At 67.5% G+C, this 18250-nt stretch carries 11 protein-coding genes; 3 read left to right on the forward strand and 8 right to left on the reverse strand.

Going from position 1 to position 18250, the window contains the following annotated elements; genetic code table 11:
• Together JMF82_RS16975 and fusA are read right to left on the reverse strand one after the other, a co-directional pair.
• Window positions 1-518, reverse strand: a 518-nt coding sequence (locus JMF82_RS16975; RefSeq protein ID WP_201315734.1) for a GreA/GreB family elongation factor, incomplete at its 3' end; no start/stop codon positions are given.
• Between the two features lie 133 nt (window positions 519-651).
• The gene (gene fusA / locus JMF82_RS16980) at window positions 652-2691 is read right to left on the reverse strand and encodes an elongation factor G (RefSeq protein WP_201315735.1); all 2040 of its coding nucleotides are present in this window, start codon (window positions 2689-2691) and stop codon (window positions 652-654) included.
• A 413-nt stretch (window positions 2692-3104) separates the two neighbouring features.
• Between fusA and JMF82_RS16985 the strand changes: the two genes are divergently transcribed.
• The 3 genes from JMF82_RS16985 (at window position 3105) to JMF82_RS16995 (ending at window position 8691) form a co-directional block, all read left to right on the forward strand.
• Entirely contained in the window at window positions 3105-3986 is an 882-nt protein-coding gene (locus JMF82_RS16985) for a hypothetical protein (protein WP_236585534.1), read from the forward strand.
• An 83-nt stretch (window positions 3987-4069) separates the two neighbouring features.
• Window positions 4070-5989 carry a hypothetical protein gene (locus tag JMF82_RS16990; RefSeq protein WP_236585535.1) on the forward strand — a complete coding sequence of 640 codons (1920 nt, stop codon included), beginning with the start codon at window positions 4070-4072 and terminating at the stop codon, window positions 5987-5989.
• Window positions 5990-6114: 125 nt separating this feature from the next.
• The gene (locus JMF82_RS16995; protein WP_201315738.1) at window positions 6115-8691 is read left to right on the forward strand and encodes a hypothetical protein; all 2577 of its coding nucleotides are present in this window, start codon (window positions 6115-6117) and stop codon (window positions 8689-8691) included.
• Between the two features lie 29 nt (window positions 8692-8720).
• Here the strand turns inward: JMF82_RS16995 and JMF82_RS17000 are convergent, their stop codons facing one another.
• From JMF82_RS17000 to JMF82_RS17025, 6 genes are all read right to left on the reverse strand, one after another.
• Complete coding sequence (locus JMF82_RS17000; protein ID WP_201315739.1) at window positions 8721-9302, reverse strand: hypothetical protein; 582 nt, start codon at window positions 9300-9302, stop codon at window positions 8721-8723.
• Between the two features lie 132 nt (window positions 9303-9434).
• Entirely contained in the window at window positions 9435-11714 is a 2280-nt protein-coding gene (locus JMF82_RS17005) for a patatin-like phospholipase family protein (protein ID WP_201315740.1), read from the reverse strand.
• Window positions 11715-11893: 179 nt separating this feature from the next.
• Window positions 11894-14158, reverse strand: coding sequence for a molybdopterin cofactor-binding domain-containing protein (locus JMF82_RS17010; RefSeq protein WP_201315741.1), 2265 nt, complete (start codon window positions 14156-14158; stop codon window positions 11894-11896).
• Window positions 14155-14685: a (2Fe-2S)-binding protein gene (locus JMF82_RS17015; protein WP_201315742.1), complete on the reverse strand. Its 531-nt coding sequence runs from the start codon at window positions 14683-14685 to the stop codon at window positions 14155-14157. The genes JMF82_RS17010 and JMF82_RS17015 overlap by 4 nt, the downstream gene beginning before the upstream one ends.
• A gap of 51 nt (window positions 14686-14736) precedes the next feature.
• Complete coding sequence (locus JMF82_RS17020) at window positions 14737-16062, reverse strand: amino acid permease (protein WP_201315743.1); 1326 nt, start codon at window positions 16060-16062, stop codon at window positions 14737-14739.
• 143 nt (window positions 16063-16205) lie between these two features.
• On the reverse strand, window positions 16206-18119 hold the full coding sequence (locus JMF82_RS17025; RefSeq protein WP_201315744.1) for a S53 family peptidase: 1914 nt from the start codon (window positions 18117-18119) through the stop codon (window positions 16206-16208).
• Window positions 18120-18250 lie beyond the last annotated feature (131 nt).

An 18250-nucleotide genomic window follows, 5' to 3' on the forward strand; every position in this document is an offset into this window, starting at 1 on the left:
GGGGGGGGAGGGGCGGGTTCGTCGGCGGGATACTCGATGGCGACGACCTCCACCGTAAGGTCGCCCGCCGGACGTTGCCATACGGCTTCGTCACCCACGCGCGCGCCGAGCAGGGCCCTGGCCAATGGCGACACGTAGCTTACGAGGCCGTGCTCCACGTCGGCTTCGTCCTCGCCGACGATGCGGTAGCACGCCGTGCCCTCGTCGCTGTCCACGGTCACCAGCGCGCCGAACGCCACGCGATCGCGCGGTTGCTGCGACAGATCCACTTCGATGGCGCTGCCCACGCGTGCGTTGAGCCAGCGCACTTCGCGTTCGAGCGCGGCCAGTTCGCTCTGCTGCGGCAAGGTATCCGCGGCGACACGCAGCGCGTCGCGCCGTTCGCGCGCGGTAATCAGTCGTTCGCGCAGCTGCGCGAGTCCGCGTGGCGTCACATAGTTGGCGTGTTCGCTCAGCGGGACGTCCGGGAGCCTGTCGCCAGCGGACTCGTCCGCGTCCTTGACGAAGGAGCGGCTCATATCGTGCCTCCTGCGCCGGCTGCCGGCGCACATGCATGGGTAAGACATGGCGGCGTGGTGGCCGCGCATCAAGCGGTGCGCATCGTCCCGACATGCGTGGTACACGCCACGCACGTCGACCGGGCGGATGCGATCAGTCTTCTTCCACGTGCGGTTTCCACGCCTCGGCCAGTTGCTTCTGCACCGGGGGAGGCACGGGTTCGTAATGGCTGAGGTCGAGGCTGTAGCGGCCCCGGCCACCGGTCATTGCCTTCAGTTCCGAAGGGTAGTCGGTGAGCTCGGCCAGGGGCGCCTGCGCCTTGATCACCAGCTCGCCCCCTCGCAGCGAATCGGTGCCCATGATGCGCGCGCGCTTGCCCGCCAGGCCGCCGGTCACGTCGCCCACGCTCGCCTCGGGAATGGCCACTTCGACGTCGACGATGGGTTCGAGCACGATCGGCCGCGCCTTGCCCACGGCGTCGAGGAAGGCCTTCTTGCCGGCGCTGACGAAGGCCACTTCCTTGGAATCCACCGGGTGATACTTGCCGTCGTACACGGTGACACGCAGGTCCTGGATGGGATAGCCGGCGATGGCGCCGCTTTCCAGCGCCTGGCGCACGCCTTTCTCGATGGCGGGCAGGAACTGGCCGGGAATGACGCCGCCTTTCACCGCGTCGATGAATTCGAAGCCGGCGCCGCGATCGAGCGGTTCCACGCGCAGGAACACCTCGCCGAACTGGCCGGCGCCGCCGGTCTGCTTCTTGTGGCGATGGTGGCCTTCCGCGCGGCCGGCGATGGTCTCGCGATAGGCGATGCGCGGTGGATGCGTAGTCACTTCGACGCCATAACGCTCTTTCATGCGTTCGAGCATGATTTTCAGGTGCAGGTCCGACAGGCCGCGGATCACCGTCTCGTTGAGTTCCTTGTGATGCTCCACGCGAAAGCAGGGGTCCTCTTCGGCCAACCTTCCGAGCGCCTGCGAGAGCTTCTGCTCCTGTCCCTTGTGCTTGGGTTCCAGCGCCAGGCCGAACATGGGTTGCGGCACGGGTATCGGCGACAGGTGGATGCGGTCTTCGTCGTGCGAGTCGTGCAGCACCGCATCGAAATGGATTTCCTCCACCTTGGCGATGGCGGCGATGTCGCCCGGGATGGCGTGGTCGATTTCCTCGTGTGCCTTGCCGCGCAGGCGGAACAGATGGCCGACCTTGAAGGCCTTCTTGCTGTCGTCGATGAACAGCTGCGTATCCTTGCGGATCGTGCCCTGCCAGACGCGGAAAATGCCCAGCTTGCCCACGAAGGGGTCGTTGACGATCTTGAACACGTCGGCGATCACGTGTTGCTCGGGGTCCGCATTGACAGTGATTTCTTCGTTCTCGCCATTGAGGAACGGCGGCGGGTTGCCTTCGGCGGGATTGGGCAGCAGGCGTTCGGCGAGTTCGAGGAATTCCTTCACGCCGGCGCCGGTGCGGGCGCTGACGAAGCAGATCGGTATGAGGTGTCCTTCGCGCAGGCACTGCTCGAAGGCATCGTGCAGTTCCTGCGGGCTGAGGTCGTCCTCGCCGGAATCGAGGTAGTGGCCCATCACCGATTCGTTGATTTCCACCACCTGGTCGACGATGCGCTGGTGCGCTTCGGCCAGCGAGGAGAAATCGGTCTGGCCTTCGCTGTGGAAAAAGCAGTCGCGTACCAGCTTGCCGCCTTGCCCGGGCAGGTTCACCGGCAGGCATTGCGTGCCGAATTCATCGCGCAGCGCATCGACCAGGGCGCCGAGGCGGGCGCCCTCGAAGTCGATCTTGTTGATCACCAGGATGCGGGCGACACGCCGCTCGCCGGCGCGTTCCATCATGCGGCGCGTGCCGTACTCGATGCCGTTGCAGGCGTTGACCACCACGGCCACGGTTTCCACCGCCGCGAAGGTGGACAGGGTCGGCCCGCGGAAATCCGCATAGCCGGCCGTGTCGATGAGATTGATATGGCAGCCGTTCGCATCGATGCTGGCGATGGCCGAATCGATGGAGTGGCCGCGCGATTTCTCCTGTGGATCGGTATCCGATTGCGTGGTGCCGCGTTCCACCGATCCCTGCGCCTGGATGACGCCGCCGGCGTGCAGCAGCGCTTCGAACAGCGTGGTCTTGCCCGAGCTGGAATGTCCGGCAAGGGCGATATTGCGGATGTTTTCCGTGTTGTACGACACGATGCGACCCTCCCATGGCTGGGCGCGGATTCGTGCCGACGATGACCTGCGGCGCCGCACGAAGCCGCGCAAGCGGCTGACGATGGCGGGCCGTCATGGTCGTCCAGGCGTGCAGGACGCGGGGGCGGTCATGGCGGATACGGCCGGGGAGGCCGTCTCGTTAGGGTTTCCCCAATGCCTCGCAGGGTCAAGTTGCAGTGCGGGGAAAGGGGAACCCGTGGGCGCGTGGCTTGTCACCTGAAGTCCCCCTCGCATGGCAGGAAGGAACCTGGCCATGCGGTTGCCCTGTCCCACAGAAGGGAATCCCCATCGAACGCACCGAGCAGGTTGAACATCATCGCTGGACGCCGCCCGGGCCCCCGACACGCGGCCTGGCGCCACTCGATGGCCCCACGCGCGCACTGTTGCACCAGATGCGCTGGCGCCAGGCGTCGCCCGACCGGGCGCGCCGCTGGGTGGCGCTCGCGCTGGTGCTGGCGCTGCACGCGTTGTTCGCGCTGCTGACCTGGCACGAGCTGCGGCTGCGTGCGCTTGAGGAGACGCGGCTTGGACGAAGGGATGCGTTGCAGGTTCGCCTGATCCGCGCCGCGCCGCCGGCGGCACCTTCCGCACCGCCGGAAATGGCGCCGCCTCCGCCTCTGCCTCCGCCGCCACCGGCCAGGCCCGTGGTGCGCGAGCCGCCGGCGAAGCAGGCGATGACGGTGACCTTGCCGGAGCCCGCGCCCGCGTCGCCTTCCTCCGTGGCGCCGAAGCCGCAGCTCTACGATGCGACGGGCGAGCCGACGTTGCCGGCTTCCGCGACGAGCGCGCCAGCGACGGCGCCCGGGTATGTGCAGCGCGGACCGCAGGGCGATACCCGGGTGATGAAGCACGACAGCCCGGTGACCTACAAGGCAACGCGATTCGACAAGGACTGGAACGATGGGGCGAGCTCGGTCGACGACGCGCTGAAGCGCGTCGTGGACAAGAGCATGGTGACGCATACGTTCCACATCGCGCCGGGCGTGCGCATCCATTGCGCCGTCGCGCTGGCGGCGCTCGCGGGTGGTTGCAGCGGTGATCCGCCGCCGAAGCCCACGAGCAAGAGTGCCGACATGCGCCTCAACATGGCGCCCGCCAATCCACTGGTGCCCGATACGCCCGCGCCGCCGGGGCCGAGCGTGGAGGAATGCATCGCCATCTACCGCGCGGACAAGCCGCTGCCGCAGGGCTGCCCGGTCGACACGCCAACGCGTGCGGTCGATGCCGAGTTGCGCGAGCGCACGCAGCCTCCCGCCCATCCAGAAGGTCACTGAGCGCGGGCACGGCGCCGTGGCATCCCAGGCCCGCACAGAATGTCGGCGGTGCCCGCTACACTGCGCGCATGGAGAGGGAATCCGTGAGCCGGCTGACCGTGACGTTGCCATCGCCGAAGTCGGCGGCGGAGAGTGCGTTCGTCTATCGCCGGCGCCGCACGGAACGCCCGCGCGAGCGCTGGCTGCGCATCCTCGCCCTGGCCGGCGCCTTGATCGTGCACATGGTCTTTCTCGTCGGCGCCGTGCTCGGGCCGGCGTACGACCTGGAAGAAAACGAGGAACCGAACGCGCCGCTCGTGGTGCGCCTGATCGAAAAGCCCAGGGAAGAACCAACGCCGCCGCCACCGGTCCGCGGCACGCCGCCCAAGCAGGTCGGCCCGGTGCATCGCGGCAACGCCAGCAATGCGCCACGCACGGCGAAGCAGAGCAGTTCGTCCACGCGCACGAACGCCGAACTCTCGCCCGTGCCGGTGCCCGCATTGCAGACACCGGTGATCGCCGAGGCGCCGAATGCGAGCGCACCCAAGCCCACCCTCACGGCCGCACCGCTGCCGCCGGTGAGCGTGCCCAAGCCCGCGCCCACGGAAACCCTGCAGCCGGTGCCGGCCGCGCCCGAACCGCCGCAGGTCACGCTGGAAACACCGCCCGCGCCCAAGCCGGCGCCGCCGAAGTTCCAGCCCGAGCCCGTGCGCAAGCCGCAGGCCGAGGGCAACCAGGCCGTGCCGCCGCCGGCATCGATGGCGATCGAGGAGCTGCCCCCGCAATCGGCGCCGATCGTGACTCCACCGACCATCGCGATGGAGAAGGCGGCGCCGGCCAATACCCGCCCCAGCATCGCCCCGGTGACGCGCGCCGACGAGCCTGTCGCGCCGCCGGAACCCGAGATGCAGGCGGTGCCGCTGCCTGCGCAGGCCGCGCCAACGGTGAACCTGCAGCCGCAGCCGAACACGGTGACCGCGGTCGTCCCGCGCGAGCAACCCAAGGTGGAATCACCCGCCATCCGCGTCGAAGAGCCGGAACTGGAAGCGGTGCCGTTGCCGCCCAATCCGCAACCGAGCCTGGAGCGCCCGCAGGCGCCCCGCCTGCAGGCGGTCGCGCCGACGGCCGTCGCGGTGGACAACAAGCCTTCGATAGCGCGCCCGCAGATCTCGCTCGAGACGCCTTCGGAAGCGCCTTCCAACCAGCCGAGCGCGGCTTCCTCGCCGTCTTCGTCGCAGGCCCAGAACGCATCGAGCGCGCAGGCGAGCGCCAGCGGCAGCCAGGCGACCCAGTCAGCCGGCGAGCAGGGCGTGAGCAGTGCGCCCAATGCCACGCCGCAAGGCAGCAACACGGGAACGCCGGGCCAGCCGAATGGCACGAACCAGTCCACCGCGACCACCCAGGGCAACGGGCTCAACCTCTCGCTGCCGCCGGGGCAGGGCAGCGGCCAGGGGTCCCACGGACAAGGTTCGCCCTCGGGGCAGGGCGAGCAGGGCGTGACCGGCACCTACGTGCAGCTCAAGCCGCACGGCAATACCGAGATCATGTCGCACGGCACGCCCAACATCGGCTATCAGGCCACGCGCTTCGAGAAGGACTGGACCCCCGAAGGCGAGAGCTCGATCGACACCGCGCTGCGTCACGCGGTCGAGAAGACCACGCTGCGCCACACGTTCAATTTGCCGCGCGGCGTGCGCGTCGAATGCGTGGTGATGCCGCTGTTCCCGGTCGCGCTGTTTGGCTGCGGCGACGGCAATCCGCCACCCAAGCCCGTCGACGACGTGGTCTACGACAGGATGAAGCTGGCGCCGGGCAACCCGCTGGTGCCGCCCGCGCCGTCCACCGCTGGCGCGCCGACCATGGCGACGGTCAAGCTGGACAACAGCGCGCAATGCGCCGCGGCGCGCGTGGCCGGCGGTCCGCTGCCGCCCGGCTGCACCAACCTCGATCCGGTGACGGTGCCTACCGGGCCGGCACGTTCGGGCAGCACGTCGTGGGTACCGGCAAGCGATCAGTTCCACTGACGCCCGAGGGGGGCTCTCCTAGGTAAATTTACCCGGTAGTCCTTGCGAAGTTTTGCGCTATCGGGCGCCATGCCCGCAGTTCATGCTCGTGCGCACCACCATGACGATCAGCCGTGAGGTGCAGCATGCGCGCGATGCGTTGGCTCGGCCTGATGCTGGCGCTTGCCCTGCTGGCGGGCATGCCTGTCCATTCGCAGCAGGGCGGCAAGGCGGCGACGCCGCAAGGCCAGAACGCGGACTTCCGCGAATGGCCGCACACCTTCGATGTCGATGGACTGCACATGGTGTTGCACCATCCCCAGCTCGACAGCTGGGTGAATGGCCAGCTCAAGGGGCGCATCGCCGTGGCGGTGAAGACCGGTACGCAGGTCGGCAGCGACGGCAAGTCGCACGACGTGATGGCCTATGGCGTGGCGTGGGTCACTGCGCGCACCGAAACGGACAAGGTGCTGCGCCAGGTGACGCTGTCCCAGGTCACCGTGGACAAGGTGTCGTTTCCCACCGAAGCCGCCCAGCAGTCGCGCTATCTCGATGTCTTGCGCAAGATCGCCGCGCGCAGCCACCAGGTGGCCAACCTCGATACGCTGGAGGCCTCGCTGGCGATCAGCCAGCAGGAGAACGACGTGAAGAACGAAGCGGTGCGCAACGATCCGCCGCAGATCATCTTCTCGTTCAAGCCCGCGCTGCTCGTGCTGATCGACGGCGCGCCGGCCAGCAAGCCATCGGGTACCGCCGGCGTCAATCGCATCGTCAACACGCGCTCGTTGATACTCCAGCAGGGCCAGCAGTACTACCTGACGTTCGCGGGTCGATGGGTGACGGCATCGTCGCTCGACGGTCCGTGGGCGCTGACCAAGTCGCCGCCGCCGGCGGTCACCAAGGCCGCGCACGAGCCGGTGAACGCCAAGCAGGTGGATACGCTGGAAAACCCGTCGGATGCGCTGAAGAAGGTGCTCGACTCCGGGCAGATCCCCGAGATCTATGTGCGTTCGCAGCCGTCGGAGCTGATCATGGTCGACGGCGAACCGCAGTTCGCGGCGATCGAGGGAACGCAGCTCGCCTATGTGAGCAACACGGCGTCCGACGTGTTCGTGGACCAGGCGCATGGCCTGACGTGGTACGTGCTGATTTCCGGCCGCTGGTTTACCGCCGAATCGACCAACGGCCCCTGGCGTTACGTGGCGGGCGGATCGTTGCCGGGCGATTTCGCCAGCATCCCGCCGGACAGCCCCAAGAGCGCCGCACTGGCGTCGATTCCCGGCACGCCTGAGGCGCGCGAGGCGCTGATCGCCAACAGCATCCCGCAGACGGCCACGGTGAACAGCCACACGGCGGTGCTCCACTTGAGCTATGACGGCGCGCCGCAGTTTCGCCCCATCGAAGGTACGACGCTGTCGTACGCATGGAACACCGAGGTGCCGGTCATCCGCGTGGATGCCAGCGCGTACTACGCGGTGCAGAACGGCGTGTGGTTCACCGCGGCCGATCCGAACGGGCCATGGTCGGTAGCGCTGGAAGTGCCGTCGGTGATCTATTCGATTCCAGCCAGCTCGCCGTTGCATTACGTCACCTACGTCTTCGTGTACGGCCACGAGGGCAACGACGTCTACGTGGGCTATTCGCCGGGCTACTACGGCACCGTGGTGAGCGATGGCGTGGTGGTGTACGGCACGGGTTACGCCTGCGATCCGTGGGTGGGCAACGACATCTGGTACGGCTGCCCGGCCACCTACGGCTTCGGCGTGTCCTTCGGCTGGACGCCGTGGGCAGGCTGGGGCTTCGGTTATGCCTGGGGCTGGGCATGGGCGTCCGCGTGGTATGGACCGTGGTGGGGCCCGTGGGGCTACTGGGGTTACTACCCCGGCTATTACCCCGGTTACTGGGGCGGCGCGATCGCGGCAGCCAACGTGTACGGGCGCTGGGGCAATGCGGTGGTGTCGGGACAGGTCGCCGGCTGGGCCAATCCGTGGACGGGCAACGTCGGGCGCGCCGGTCGCGGCGGTTACTACAACGAAGCCACGGGTGGCCGCGGCGTGGGCTATGCGGGGCGCAACACCAACATCTACACCGGCACCACCACGGCCGCCGCCGGCGGCATCCGCTACAACCCGCAGACGGGTCGCGTGGTCGGCGGGCAGGGTGCGGCAGCGGTGAATCCGTATACGGGCAACGCCGTGGCGGGCGGACAACGCACCGTGGCCAATACGAACACGGGGCGCGTCACGCAACAGGCTGGCGTGGCCGGCCGCACGGACCAGGGCGCCGGCGCGGCGGGCGCGTTCAACTCACAGGGCGCCGGCGGCGATGCGCGTGGCGCCGGCTACGTGCATTACGACAAGGCGACCGGCGAGGTGAGCCGCGGCGGCGTGGTGGACATCAACGACAAGGTCTATGCCGGCAAGGACGGCAACGTCTATCGCTACGACCAGGACCAGGGTTGGCAGAAGGTCGACAACAAGGGCGACTTCAACCGCGTGAACGGGCCGGACAGCGCCGATACGAATCGCGACCGCATGGCGCGCGATCGCAGCGCGGACAGCGCATCGTTCCAGCAGCGCGAGCAGGCGCGGCCGCAACAACGCCAGCAGTTCGACCGCAGCAACTACAACAACCGCTATCACGGGCAGATGGGCGGCTTCCGCGGGTCGGCGGGCGGCGGGCGCTTCGGTGGTGGACGGATGGGTGGCGGGTTCCGGCGCTAGGCCGGCAACCCGTCGGTTGGAGCATCGCGTCAGCGCAGGATGCCGTCGGCCTTCATCTTCGGAATCAGCGTTTGCGCAAGCTGGGTCGAGGTCTTGGGAATGTCGTTGGTGGCCACGTTTTCGGTGGTCACCGTCCAGATCAGCTTTTCGTTGCGCGCATCCCACACGCTGGTTTCCAGCGTGACGACTTCGTACTGGTTGATGTCGGGCGTGGACGCCCATGCGCCGCCGTACCAACCGTAGAAACCGCCGTAGTACGGGCCGCTCGGCGTGACACTGACTTTCTGCTGCACGCGTTGCACGCGCGTCACCAGCACGGCCTGCGCGCCGGTGCCTTTCACGAGGTCGCGCAGTCGCACGGCGCCACCGTTGCCGGGCGGTATCTGCGTATAGCTGGCGGCGGCCTGTACGCCGGCGGCCTGCAGTTGCTGCGCGAAGGTGTCCTCGAAGACACGCCGCATGGTGTCGCTGCGCGAAATGCCCACGACCACCACGTTGGACGCCGGCGGACCGGCCCATGAGGGATCACGCCACTGGTTGGTGACGCTGACGGTCGAGCACGCACAAAGCACCAGGCTGACGGCTGTGACGAACAGACGCAGGAGTTTCATGGCATGGCTCCATGGCAAAAGCCCACGCGGAACGGTGGGCGGCGGCGGGATTGTGCGTTGCCTTTTGTGGAGGCCACGCGATTGCCGTCCTGTCCGGGCAGCCTTGGCGAGCAGCTTGCGAGGCCGCGCGGGTTACAGCTGCGGGCGCAGCAGCGAACCGAAGGTCAGGTAGATGGAGTTGTGTCCACCCTGCGCATAGCCGTAGCCGAGGAACAACGGCCCCAGCGGCGTCTGGATGCCCAGGAACATGCTGCCTGCGTAGATCAGCGAATTGAGCTGCACGTCGTTCTTGTCATGCCAGGTATTGCCGGCTTCCAGGCTGGCGCCGACGTAGACGGGCGTGGAGAAGATGGCATCCATTTGTCCGGTGCGCCGGTAAAGCACGGCTCGCGCCAGCGCCGACTGGTTGCCATAGAGCGAGCGTTCCGAATAACCGGAAAGGTTGAGGAACCCACCCAGGAAACTCTGCGCCTCGAAGAACTTGGTGTTGTCGAGCGCACTGCTTGCGCGCAGGCCGAGCAGCAGGCGATAGCGCCCGTTCTGCGGCCAGAGGTCCGGCACCCAGTCCGCGACCAGCCTCGCGACGTCGCCTTCCTGGCGACCGCCAAGGAACGGGCGGTACATGTCGTAGTACAGGTTGATGTGCGCGCCGCGCGACGGGAACTGCGCGTTGTCCAGGCTATCCCAGTCCGTGCCCACGCGTACCACGCTGTATTCGCTGGTCTGGCTGGGCGGAAAGATGATGTTGTTGCCGGTGTCCCCCGATGGAACGGAAGCGGAGGGTATGCCGATGCGCAGGTCGCCGTTGTCGCTGCCGCGCGTCACCGAGGCGAGCAGTCGCCACGTGCTGGTCGGCGACCATCCGCCTTCCAGCCCCGCGCTGCGCCGTTTCACGCGGTACTCGGCCAGCTGGTGATTGCCGCTGTCGTCGAAGAAGGGAATGTCTTCGTTGCGGAACAACAGCGACGGCATCACATAGGCGGACGCGCCTTGCCCGAACGGCTGGTAGAACTCGCTGGCCAGGCCACCGATGCGACCCGCCCACAACGTGCTGCGCCACTCGCCGCCATAGCGGTTGATGTTGGTGGCGTTGAGCTCGCCGGAGATGAGGTATTCGCTGCGACCCTGGAAATCGTCGTCGAGCTGGAAACCGACCTTGCCGTAGATCGGTCCCCACGGCTTGTCGCGCGGAATGATCAACAAGCCGCGCTGGTCGCCTTCCTGTTGCAGGTGATAGTCGATCTGCTGGTAGTTGCCGCGCCCATAGATCTCGCCGATCTGGCTTTCGAGCTTGTCGGTCTCGAGCGGTTTGCCGACGTCCTTCTGCAGGCGCTCCGCGACGTAGTCGGCGGTCTGCGTGTGCGCGGGAGTGACCTTGAGGAACGCCACCAGGCCCGGATCGAAATCGCGCTGCCGGTGACCGGCGAGGTACCTGTTCCATTGCTCAGGCCCCACCGCGAGGGTGCGCAGCCTGGGCAGCGCAGCTTCCGCCGCCGCGCGGCCGATGGTGATGGCCTCGGCGCCGCGGTTGAATTCGGCGGCGCTCATGTCGCCCAGCGCGGGCGTGATGAGAATGTCGTTGGGCCCCAGCGTGTCGAGCTGGCGACGCGTCTTTTCATCCATCAGCGCGCTCACCATCTGGTTCAGCACCGCCACGGGATTGCTCAGTTCCTCGCGTTTGGCCAGGGACGAGCCCACGTTGACCACGATGAGCTGCTGCGCGCCCATGCCGCGCACGACGTCGATCGGCACGTTGTCCATCAGGCCGCCATCGACCAACAGCTGATCATCGACGTTGGTCGGCGCGAACGCGCCCGGTACCGACATGCTGGAACGGATCGCGAGCGCGAGGTCGCCCGAGCCGAACACCACCGGCTTGCCCGCGACGATGTCGGTGGCGACGGCGCGGAAGGGAATCGGCAGGTTGTCGAAGTTGCGTACATCCCACGTGGAAATGAGCAGGCGACGCAACAGCAGCAGCAGCTTTTGTCCCTGCACCACGCCCGCCGGGGTGATGATGCGGCCGTTCTTGTAGCCGACCTCGAAATTGAGCAGGTAACGATAGTCCGCATCCTTGCGGCGCATCGGCATTTCTTCGCGCGCGGGGTCGTCCGTGAACAGCTCGTTCCAGTCCAGCGAGGTGATGATGCGGTGCATCTCCTCCGGCGTGTAGCCCGCCGCGTACATGCCGCCGACGATCGAGCCCATGCTGGTGCCGGCGACGCGGCAGACGGGGATGTGTTCGCGCTCCAGCACTTCGAGCACGCCGATATGCGCCGCGCCACGCGCGCCGCCGCCGCCGAGCACCAGCCCGACGCATGGTGCCGTCGCCGCGGCGCCGGTCGTCTGCGCCGCAACGGCAAGGGGCGTGCACAGCAACAGCAAGGCAATCAGTGCGAGGCGGAGACGCATTGACGGTCCTTCGGGCGCGTGGTGGCAGCGAACCCCGGCATCGCTGCAGGCACGGCATCGTAGGACATTTCGAATGCAACGTGTGTGCACGCGCACGCGTGCCATGCGGCACGCGTGACGCTACACATTTCCATCACAAAACCGTCTGCGGATCGCGGCGGTGGCGCGCCGCGATCGCATCACAGCATGCGCAGCATTTCCTTCAGCAGCGGCAGCCGGCGCACGCGTACCGCACTTACGCGGAACACGGCATTGGCCAGTGCCGGCGCGGCCGACGGCATGCCGAGGAAGCTCGCACCGGCGGGATTGCCTTCGCCCGGCATGATGATCACGTCGGTGGCATCAGGCAGCTGCGCCATGCTCGCCAGCGGATAGTCCTTCCAGTTGTGCTGCTGGACCTGGCTGTCCTTGTAGGTGACCTGCAGGTTGAGCGCCGTGGAAATCGCATCGAGCGTGGCGCCCGCGACCTGGCCCTCGAGGCCCGCGGGGTTGATCACGCGGCCCACGTCGACGGCGCATACGACGCGCTCGATGTTGAGCCGGTCGCCCTGCAGCGAGGTTTCGATGGCATGCGCGACATAGGCGCCGTCCACGTACCAGCAGGCAATGCCCAGGCCATTCACCGTGCGCAGCCAGTTCTTCCACTCGATGCGGTCGGCCACCAGCCTGAGCACGTTGGCGAGGCGGCCGGTGTCGAGCACGCGGTCGTTGCCCAGCGGGATCTGGCGGGGTTCGCCGATCAGGCGCAGGCGCGTGACCAGCGGGTCTTCCTTCAGCGAGTGCGCGATCTCGTCGACGAAGCTCTCGACGGCGAAGGCGTTGCTCACGTGCGGCATGCCGCGAGCGAAACCGCGCGGCATCACCGAGGGCAGGCCATACCAGTCGTTGCGCAGGTTGGGCACCAGGCCCGCGGGCAACTGGTGCGCATCGACCTCGGACACCCACAGCCGGTTGTCGGGAATGCCTCGTTGCGCCAGCGCCGACGCGCTCGCCATGCGCTGGTTCCAGGTGACGATCTGGCGCTTGCCGTCGAGCGTGGCGGAGAACTTGTGCACGCTGGCGGAGCGGTAGTAGTCCTGCGCGAGGTCTTCGTCGCGCGTCCACATCAGCTTGACCGGCTTGTCGACCTCTTTGGCCAGCATCACCGCTTCGGCCACGTAGTCGTGATCGAGGCGTCGGCCATAGCCGCCGCCCACGCGCGGCACGTTGATGGTGATCTGCGAGGGCGACAGCCCGGTGAGCCGTTGCACCACCTGCCATGCCTGCTGCGGCGACTGGGTGGGCACCACGAGCGAGGCGCCGTCCTTGTCGATGCGCACGAGGCAGTTCATGGGCTCGGCGGTGGCATGGGCCAGCCAGGGCTGCACGTAGGTGGCCTCGACGCGGCGCGCGGCCTTCCTGCCGGCGGCATCGACGTCACCGTCGTTGCGTACGCGGGTCGTGGGCACGGCGTTCTTGTCGTTGACCAGATCGTTCGCCTGCTGTTCGAACCAGGCGCTGTTTTCGTTCTGGCTGCCGGCCTTCCACTTCAGCTTGAGCTTGGCACGACCCTGCAGGGCGGCCCAGGTGTTCTCGGCGATCACCGCCACGGCGGGCGCGCGCACGGTCTGTCCCAGCGCGATGCCCGGTTCGGGCTTGAGCTGCAGCACCTTGACCACGCCCTTGACGGCGGTGGTCTCGCTGGTGTCCAGGCTCTCGACGCTGCCGTCGGTCCAGGGGCAGTGGCTGAGCACGGCCACCAGGGTGTCGCTGGCGTAGCTGTCCAGCGCGTACACCGCCTGGCCGGTAACGATCGCGCGCGCGTCGACGTCGGCGGCAGGCTTGCCGATCAAGGTATAGCGGTCCGGCGTCTTGAGCGTCACCGGCGACGTCGGCGGGGCGATTTTCGCGGCGGCTTCGGCGAGCTCGCCATAACCGATCTTGCGGCCGTCCGGAGCGATCACCTGGCCCGCTTCGCAGCGCAGGCGATCCGACGGTACGCCCAGGCGCGGCGCCGCCGCCTGCAGCAGCAACCAGCGGGCGGTGGCGCCGACCTGGCGCAGGTCGGCCCACCCGGCCGGAATCGAATCGCCAAGGCCGCCGGTCTGGTGGCCATAGATCCAGCGCGGCTTGCCGTTGTCGTCTTCCACGCCCAGGCCCATCGGCGCCACGCTCACGCGGCTCCAGTCGGCGTCGAGTTCATCGGCGATGATGCGTGGCAACGCCGTGGCGGTGCCCGTGCCGGTATCCGGATCGCGCGCACCGATGATCACGTTGCCGTCGGCGTCGATGCGCACGTAGGCGCCCAGGCCGTACAGCGTGTCGCCGAGGAAAGCGGGCGGCACGGGCAGGTCCGCCGCGTCGGCCAGGCGAATGCCGACCACGAGGGCGCCGGCGGTGCCGGTCAGCACCTGCAGGAAACGGCGGCGCGAGAGCTGCGGGCTGTTGTCGTGATGCCGGCTCATGCGCGTGCTCCATTGGCAACGCGCTTGATCGCGCGACGCACGCGGGTCTGGCAGCCGCAGCGGCACAGGTTGGGCAACTGGTCGATCTCGTTGTCGCTGGGTTGCGGATGGCGGTTGAGCAGATCCACCGAGGCCATCAGCCAGCCGGGCGTGCAGTAGCCGCAGCCGATCGCGTTCTCGTCGATGAACGCCTGCTGCAGCGGATGCAGCTTGCCGTCCGCGCCGGCGAGGCCCTCCACCGTGGTGACCGACTTGCCCGCGACATGGAGCATGGGGAGGGAGGTGGCCGAGGCGAGCTTGCCGTCCACCAGCACGAGGTCATGGCCGCCTTCGCCATGCTCGCCGCTGTACTTGGTGCCGGTCAGGCGCAACACATCGCGCAGGTACCACAGCAGCGGCATCTGGTCGTCACCGGTGTGACGGTAAGGCCGGCCGTTGATCTCCAGATCGATCCCTTCGCGAATCTTCTCCGGCACGATGGTGCCGGTCGGACGGGGCGTGAGGATCTGGTCTTGCGCGTGCGCCATCGGTAAAGCTCTCCCTCGTGATCCCGTGATTGTCGCATTGCTGGGTGAACCTTACGAAGCCACCCGGCTGAACAGCCGTCGCCAGACGACGTAAACAGGGATGCCGGCGGCCATGATCAGCAGGCCGATGCCGGTGTTGACGGGGCTCGCGCGCAGGCTCTGGACCATGACCAGGCCGATCATGGCAATGAAGACCAGGGGCAGCAGCGGGTAGCCAGGCACGCGGAAGTTGACTTGCGATCCGCCATGCCTGCGATACCAGAACAGGGTGCCGACGCCGACCGCACAGGCAAGCCAGTCGCCAAAAGTGGCGTAATCGAGCAGCTGGCTGTAGCTGCCTGACCATACCAGCACGATGGCCCAGCCCGAGAGCAGCAGCAGCGCGACATTCGGCGTGTGGTGCTTCGGGTGCAGGGTGGCCACGCTGCGGAAGAACAGGCCATCCTGGCCCATCACCTGCAGCACGCGGGCACCCGCCACCAGGGTGATGTTGCAGAAGCCCAGCGCTGAAATCGCCACGCCCACGGCAATCAGCTTCGCGCCGGCGGTACCGAATACCCGCTGCATCACGTCGGCGGCGGGAGCCCGGCTGGCAGCGAGGCCGGCATGGCCAAGCACGGCGAGATAGGCCAGATTGACCAGCGCGTAGGCGGCGATCACCAGCAGCATTCCCATCAACAGGGCGCGTGGCAGAGTGCGCTGCGGGTCGCTGACCTCGCCGGCCAGATTGTTGAGGTAGGTGAAGCCGGAATAGGCGAACAGTACCGGCAACGCCGCGCCCATGAAGCCCACGTCCGCGGTCTGCGGGTCGGTGGCCAGGATGCCGTGGGGGTTGGCCCCCGCCAGCAGCAGCCCGCACACCACCAGCACCGCCACCGCCATCAGCTTGAGCAGGGTGAAGAGGTTCTGGACCTGCGCGCCCAGGCGCAGGCCGAACAGGTTGATCAGCGCCACGAAGACCAGCGCACCGATGGCCAGGCTCGTGGTCGCCGTGGCGGGCAGGCCGAACAGTGTGGTCGCGTAGCTGGCAAAGATGGTGGCTACCGCCGCCGTCGACCCCGAATAGATCACCAGCAGCATGCTCCAGCCGAACAGGAAGCCTGCCAGTGGGCCGAACGCCTCGCGCAGGTAAACGTAGCTGCCACCCGCGTGGGGGCGCCGAGCACCCAGTTCCGCGTAGCAGAGCGCACCGATGAGCGTGAGGACACCCGCGCCCACCCACATGAGAAGCAGCGACAGGCCGGACGATGTGCGCATCGCCACGACGTAGGGGTTGAGGAAGATGCCCCCGCCGATGATGCCGCCGACCACGATCATGGCCGCGTCCAAGGGGCGAAGACGGCGAACGTAGCCGCCGGACGTCGTGGTGTCGCTCATGGAGCCCTGCAATGCGGATGGTTCCGGCGAGCATGGCGGTTGCCATCGTCGGCAGCAACCCCCGGCGGCGCGGCGTCGCGCGTGCCAGGCAAAAGGCCGGCGCCTCGCGGCGCCGGCCTTTGCATGGCGCTGCGGAAACAGCCTCAGAACACGCTGAGGAACAACGCCAGGTTGGTCACGTTCAACGTGCCGATGCCGGCGCCGGGGTCATAACCGGAGACGCCCTTGTAGAACCAGTTGTCCCCGGCACGGATGTCGTTGAAGGCCGAATACGGGCCGTAACCGAAGACGTTTTGCAGGAAATAGATCTGCGGGTTCCACAAGCCGATGCGGCCGTGGGTCGACTGTTTCAGCAGTGCGCTGATGCCGTTGAGCTGCGGTGCCACGAAGCTGGTGCCGCCTTCGAAGGTCAGCAGGCCCGGGCCGTCCAGCGACGACACGAAGCTGTAGCCCGTCTCCGGATCCGCGTTGAGCGACACGTCAGGCACGTTGCGGCCGTGATAGTTGGCCGGCAGCGTGTAATTGATGCCGTACTGCGGCAGGTAGAGGGTCTGGTTCTTCTCGCTCTTGCGGATGCCCGAGGTGAACAACTGGTAGTTCGGCTGCTTCCAGAACACGCTCACGCCACCACCGCCACCGACCGAATACACGCCACTGGTGAGGTCGATGCCGAGGTAGGTCTGGAAGTAGTTGTTGATGTAGTCCCAGCCCCAGACCGATTCCTTGGTGAGCGACACCGACGGACCACCGCGGAAGCTGTAGGTGAACGGCACGGTGGTGCCGCCGGCGGTGGTGATGTACGGATCGGAACCCGGCGCATCCGCGGTCAGTGGCGGCGGCACCGGATCGCTGGGCAGGCCGCCCAGGCTGCGCACGGTGTCATACGCGCCCGAATCGCCCGAGGTGGCGAACATCGAGATGCCCTGCGCGGCCGCCTCCAGGAACACCTGGTGGAAGGCGCGCAGTTCATCGGTGAAGTCCACGCCGCCGTTGAGCTGCGGGAAATAGAAGATTTCCGGCGAGCCCCAGCTCACCGACAGGCTGTCGACCTTGTTGTCCGACACGGCCTGGTTGAACACATCGAAGAAGCCCGCGTCGGTGTTGGGCGCGTCATACACGATGATGTCCGCCCACGGCGCCAAGCCGCCGGACTGTTCCACGTCCAGCGAGGTTTCGCCCGAGCCCGCCGCGCCGCTCAATGGGCCGCCGCCGTCCACATGCACCTGCGTGATGCGGTTGGGTTTGACCGCAAGGCCGATGGCGCTCCAGTAGGCATAGGCGTCGCTGGGCAGGAAGTCGGCCAGCGTGGCGATGCCGATCGTCGAGCCCTTGCCGGTGACGCCCGCCTTGTACAGCGGATTGACGTTGTAGCGATTGGCCACGTCGCCTACGGTGAATTCGCCCGGCGTGCAGGTGGCCGTTGCATTGCCGGTGCAAGGGGTTGTCGCCGGCGCGGCCGCCGTGGAGGCGGTCTTGGCGAAGGTGTTGGCCGTCGTGCCCTGTTGCGGGGCGTCCACCGCGCGCAGGCGATGGGAGCGATAGCGCGCCTCGGTGCTCAGGCCCGAAGCCACCACCAGCGTGCCGCTGAGCGAGGAGGGCAGGGTCGGCGTGACGTTCGGGCGCCGGAAGCTCGAGCCGTTGTCTGCCTTGAAGTCGTGAATGGATGTCTGGAAGGCCTTGTTGAACTGGCCCACCGTACCGCTCACCTTGATGGCGAGATGGTTGGGCAGCAGCTCCACCTGGGTCAGCCCGGCCTGCTTGATGAAAGCCTGCGCCTTGCCGATATCGCTGGCGCTGGCGCCAAACCGGTCGGCGAACTGGTCGGTGGTGAGGAAGCGGTGATAGTTGGGATCGCCCTGCGTCACCGTGCTGGCGATGAAGCTTTCCAGCGCGGCCTGGTTGCGCAGGCCCAGCACGAGGGTGACGCTGACCTTCTGGTTCTGGTCACTGGGGCCAAGATCCGTCGGCGAGTTGCCGGCGAACGCGGCGGTGGTGGTGCCGCACAGCAGCAGGGCCAGCGACGCCGCCAGCGACTTGCGATGCAAGTTCCAATGCATGTTCAGTTCTCCAAGGGTAGAAACGGTCGCACCGGTCGGTCGCGCCAGCGATGCACGCCACCCTCCCGGCCAAGGCCGTGAGCCAAACGGTCGTGAACACATTCCCCAACAGCCCAGGCGCCCCCTGAAGA

The organism is Dyella sp. EPa41 (assembly GCF_016586165.1).
Classification (GTDB): Bacteria; Pseudomonadota; Gammaproteobacteria; order Xanthomonadales; family Rhodanobacteraceae; genus Dyella.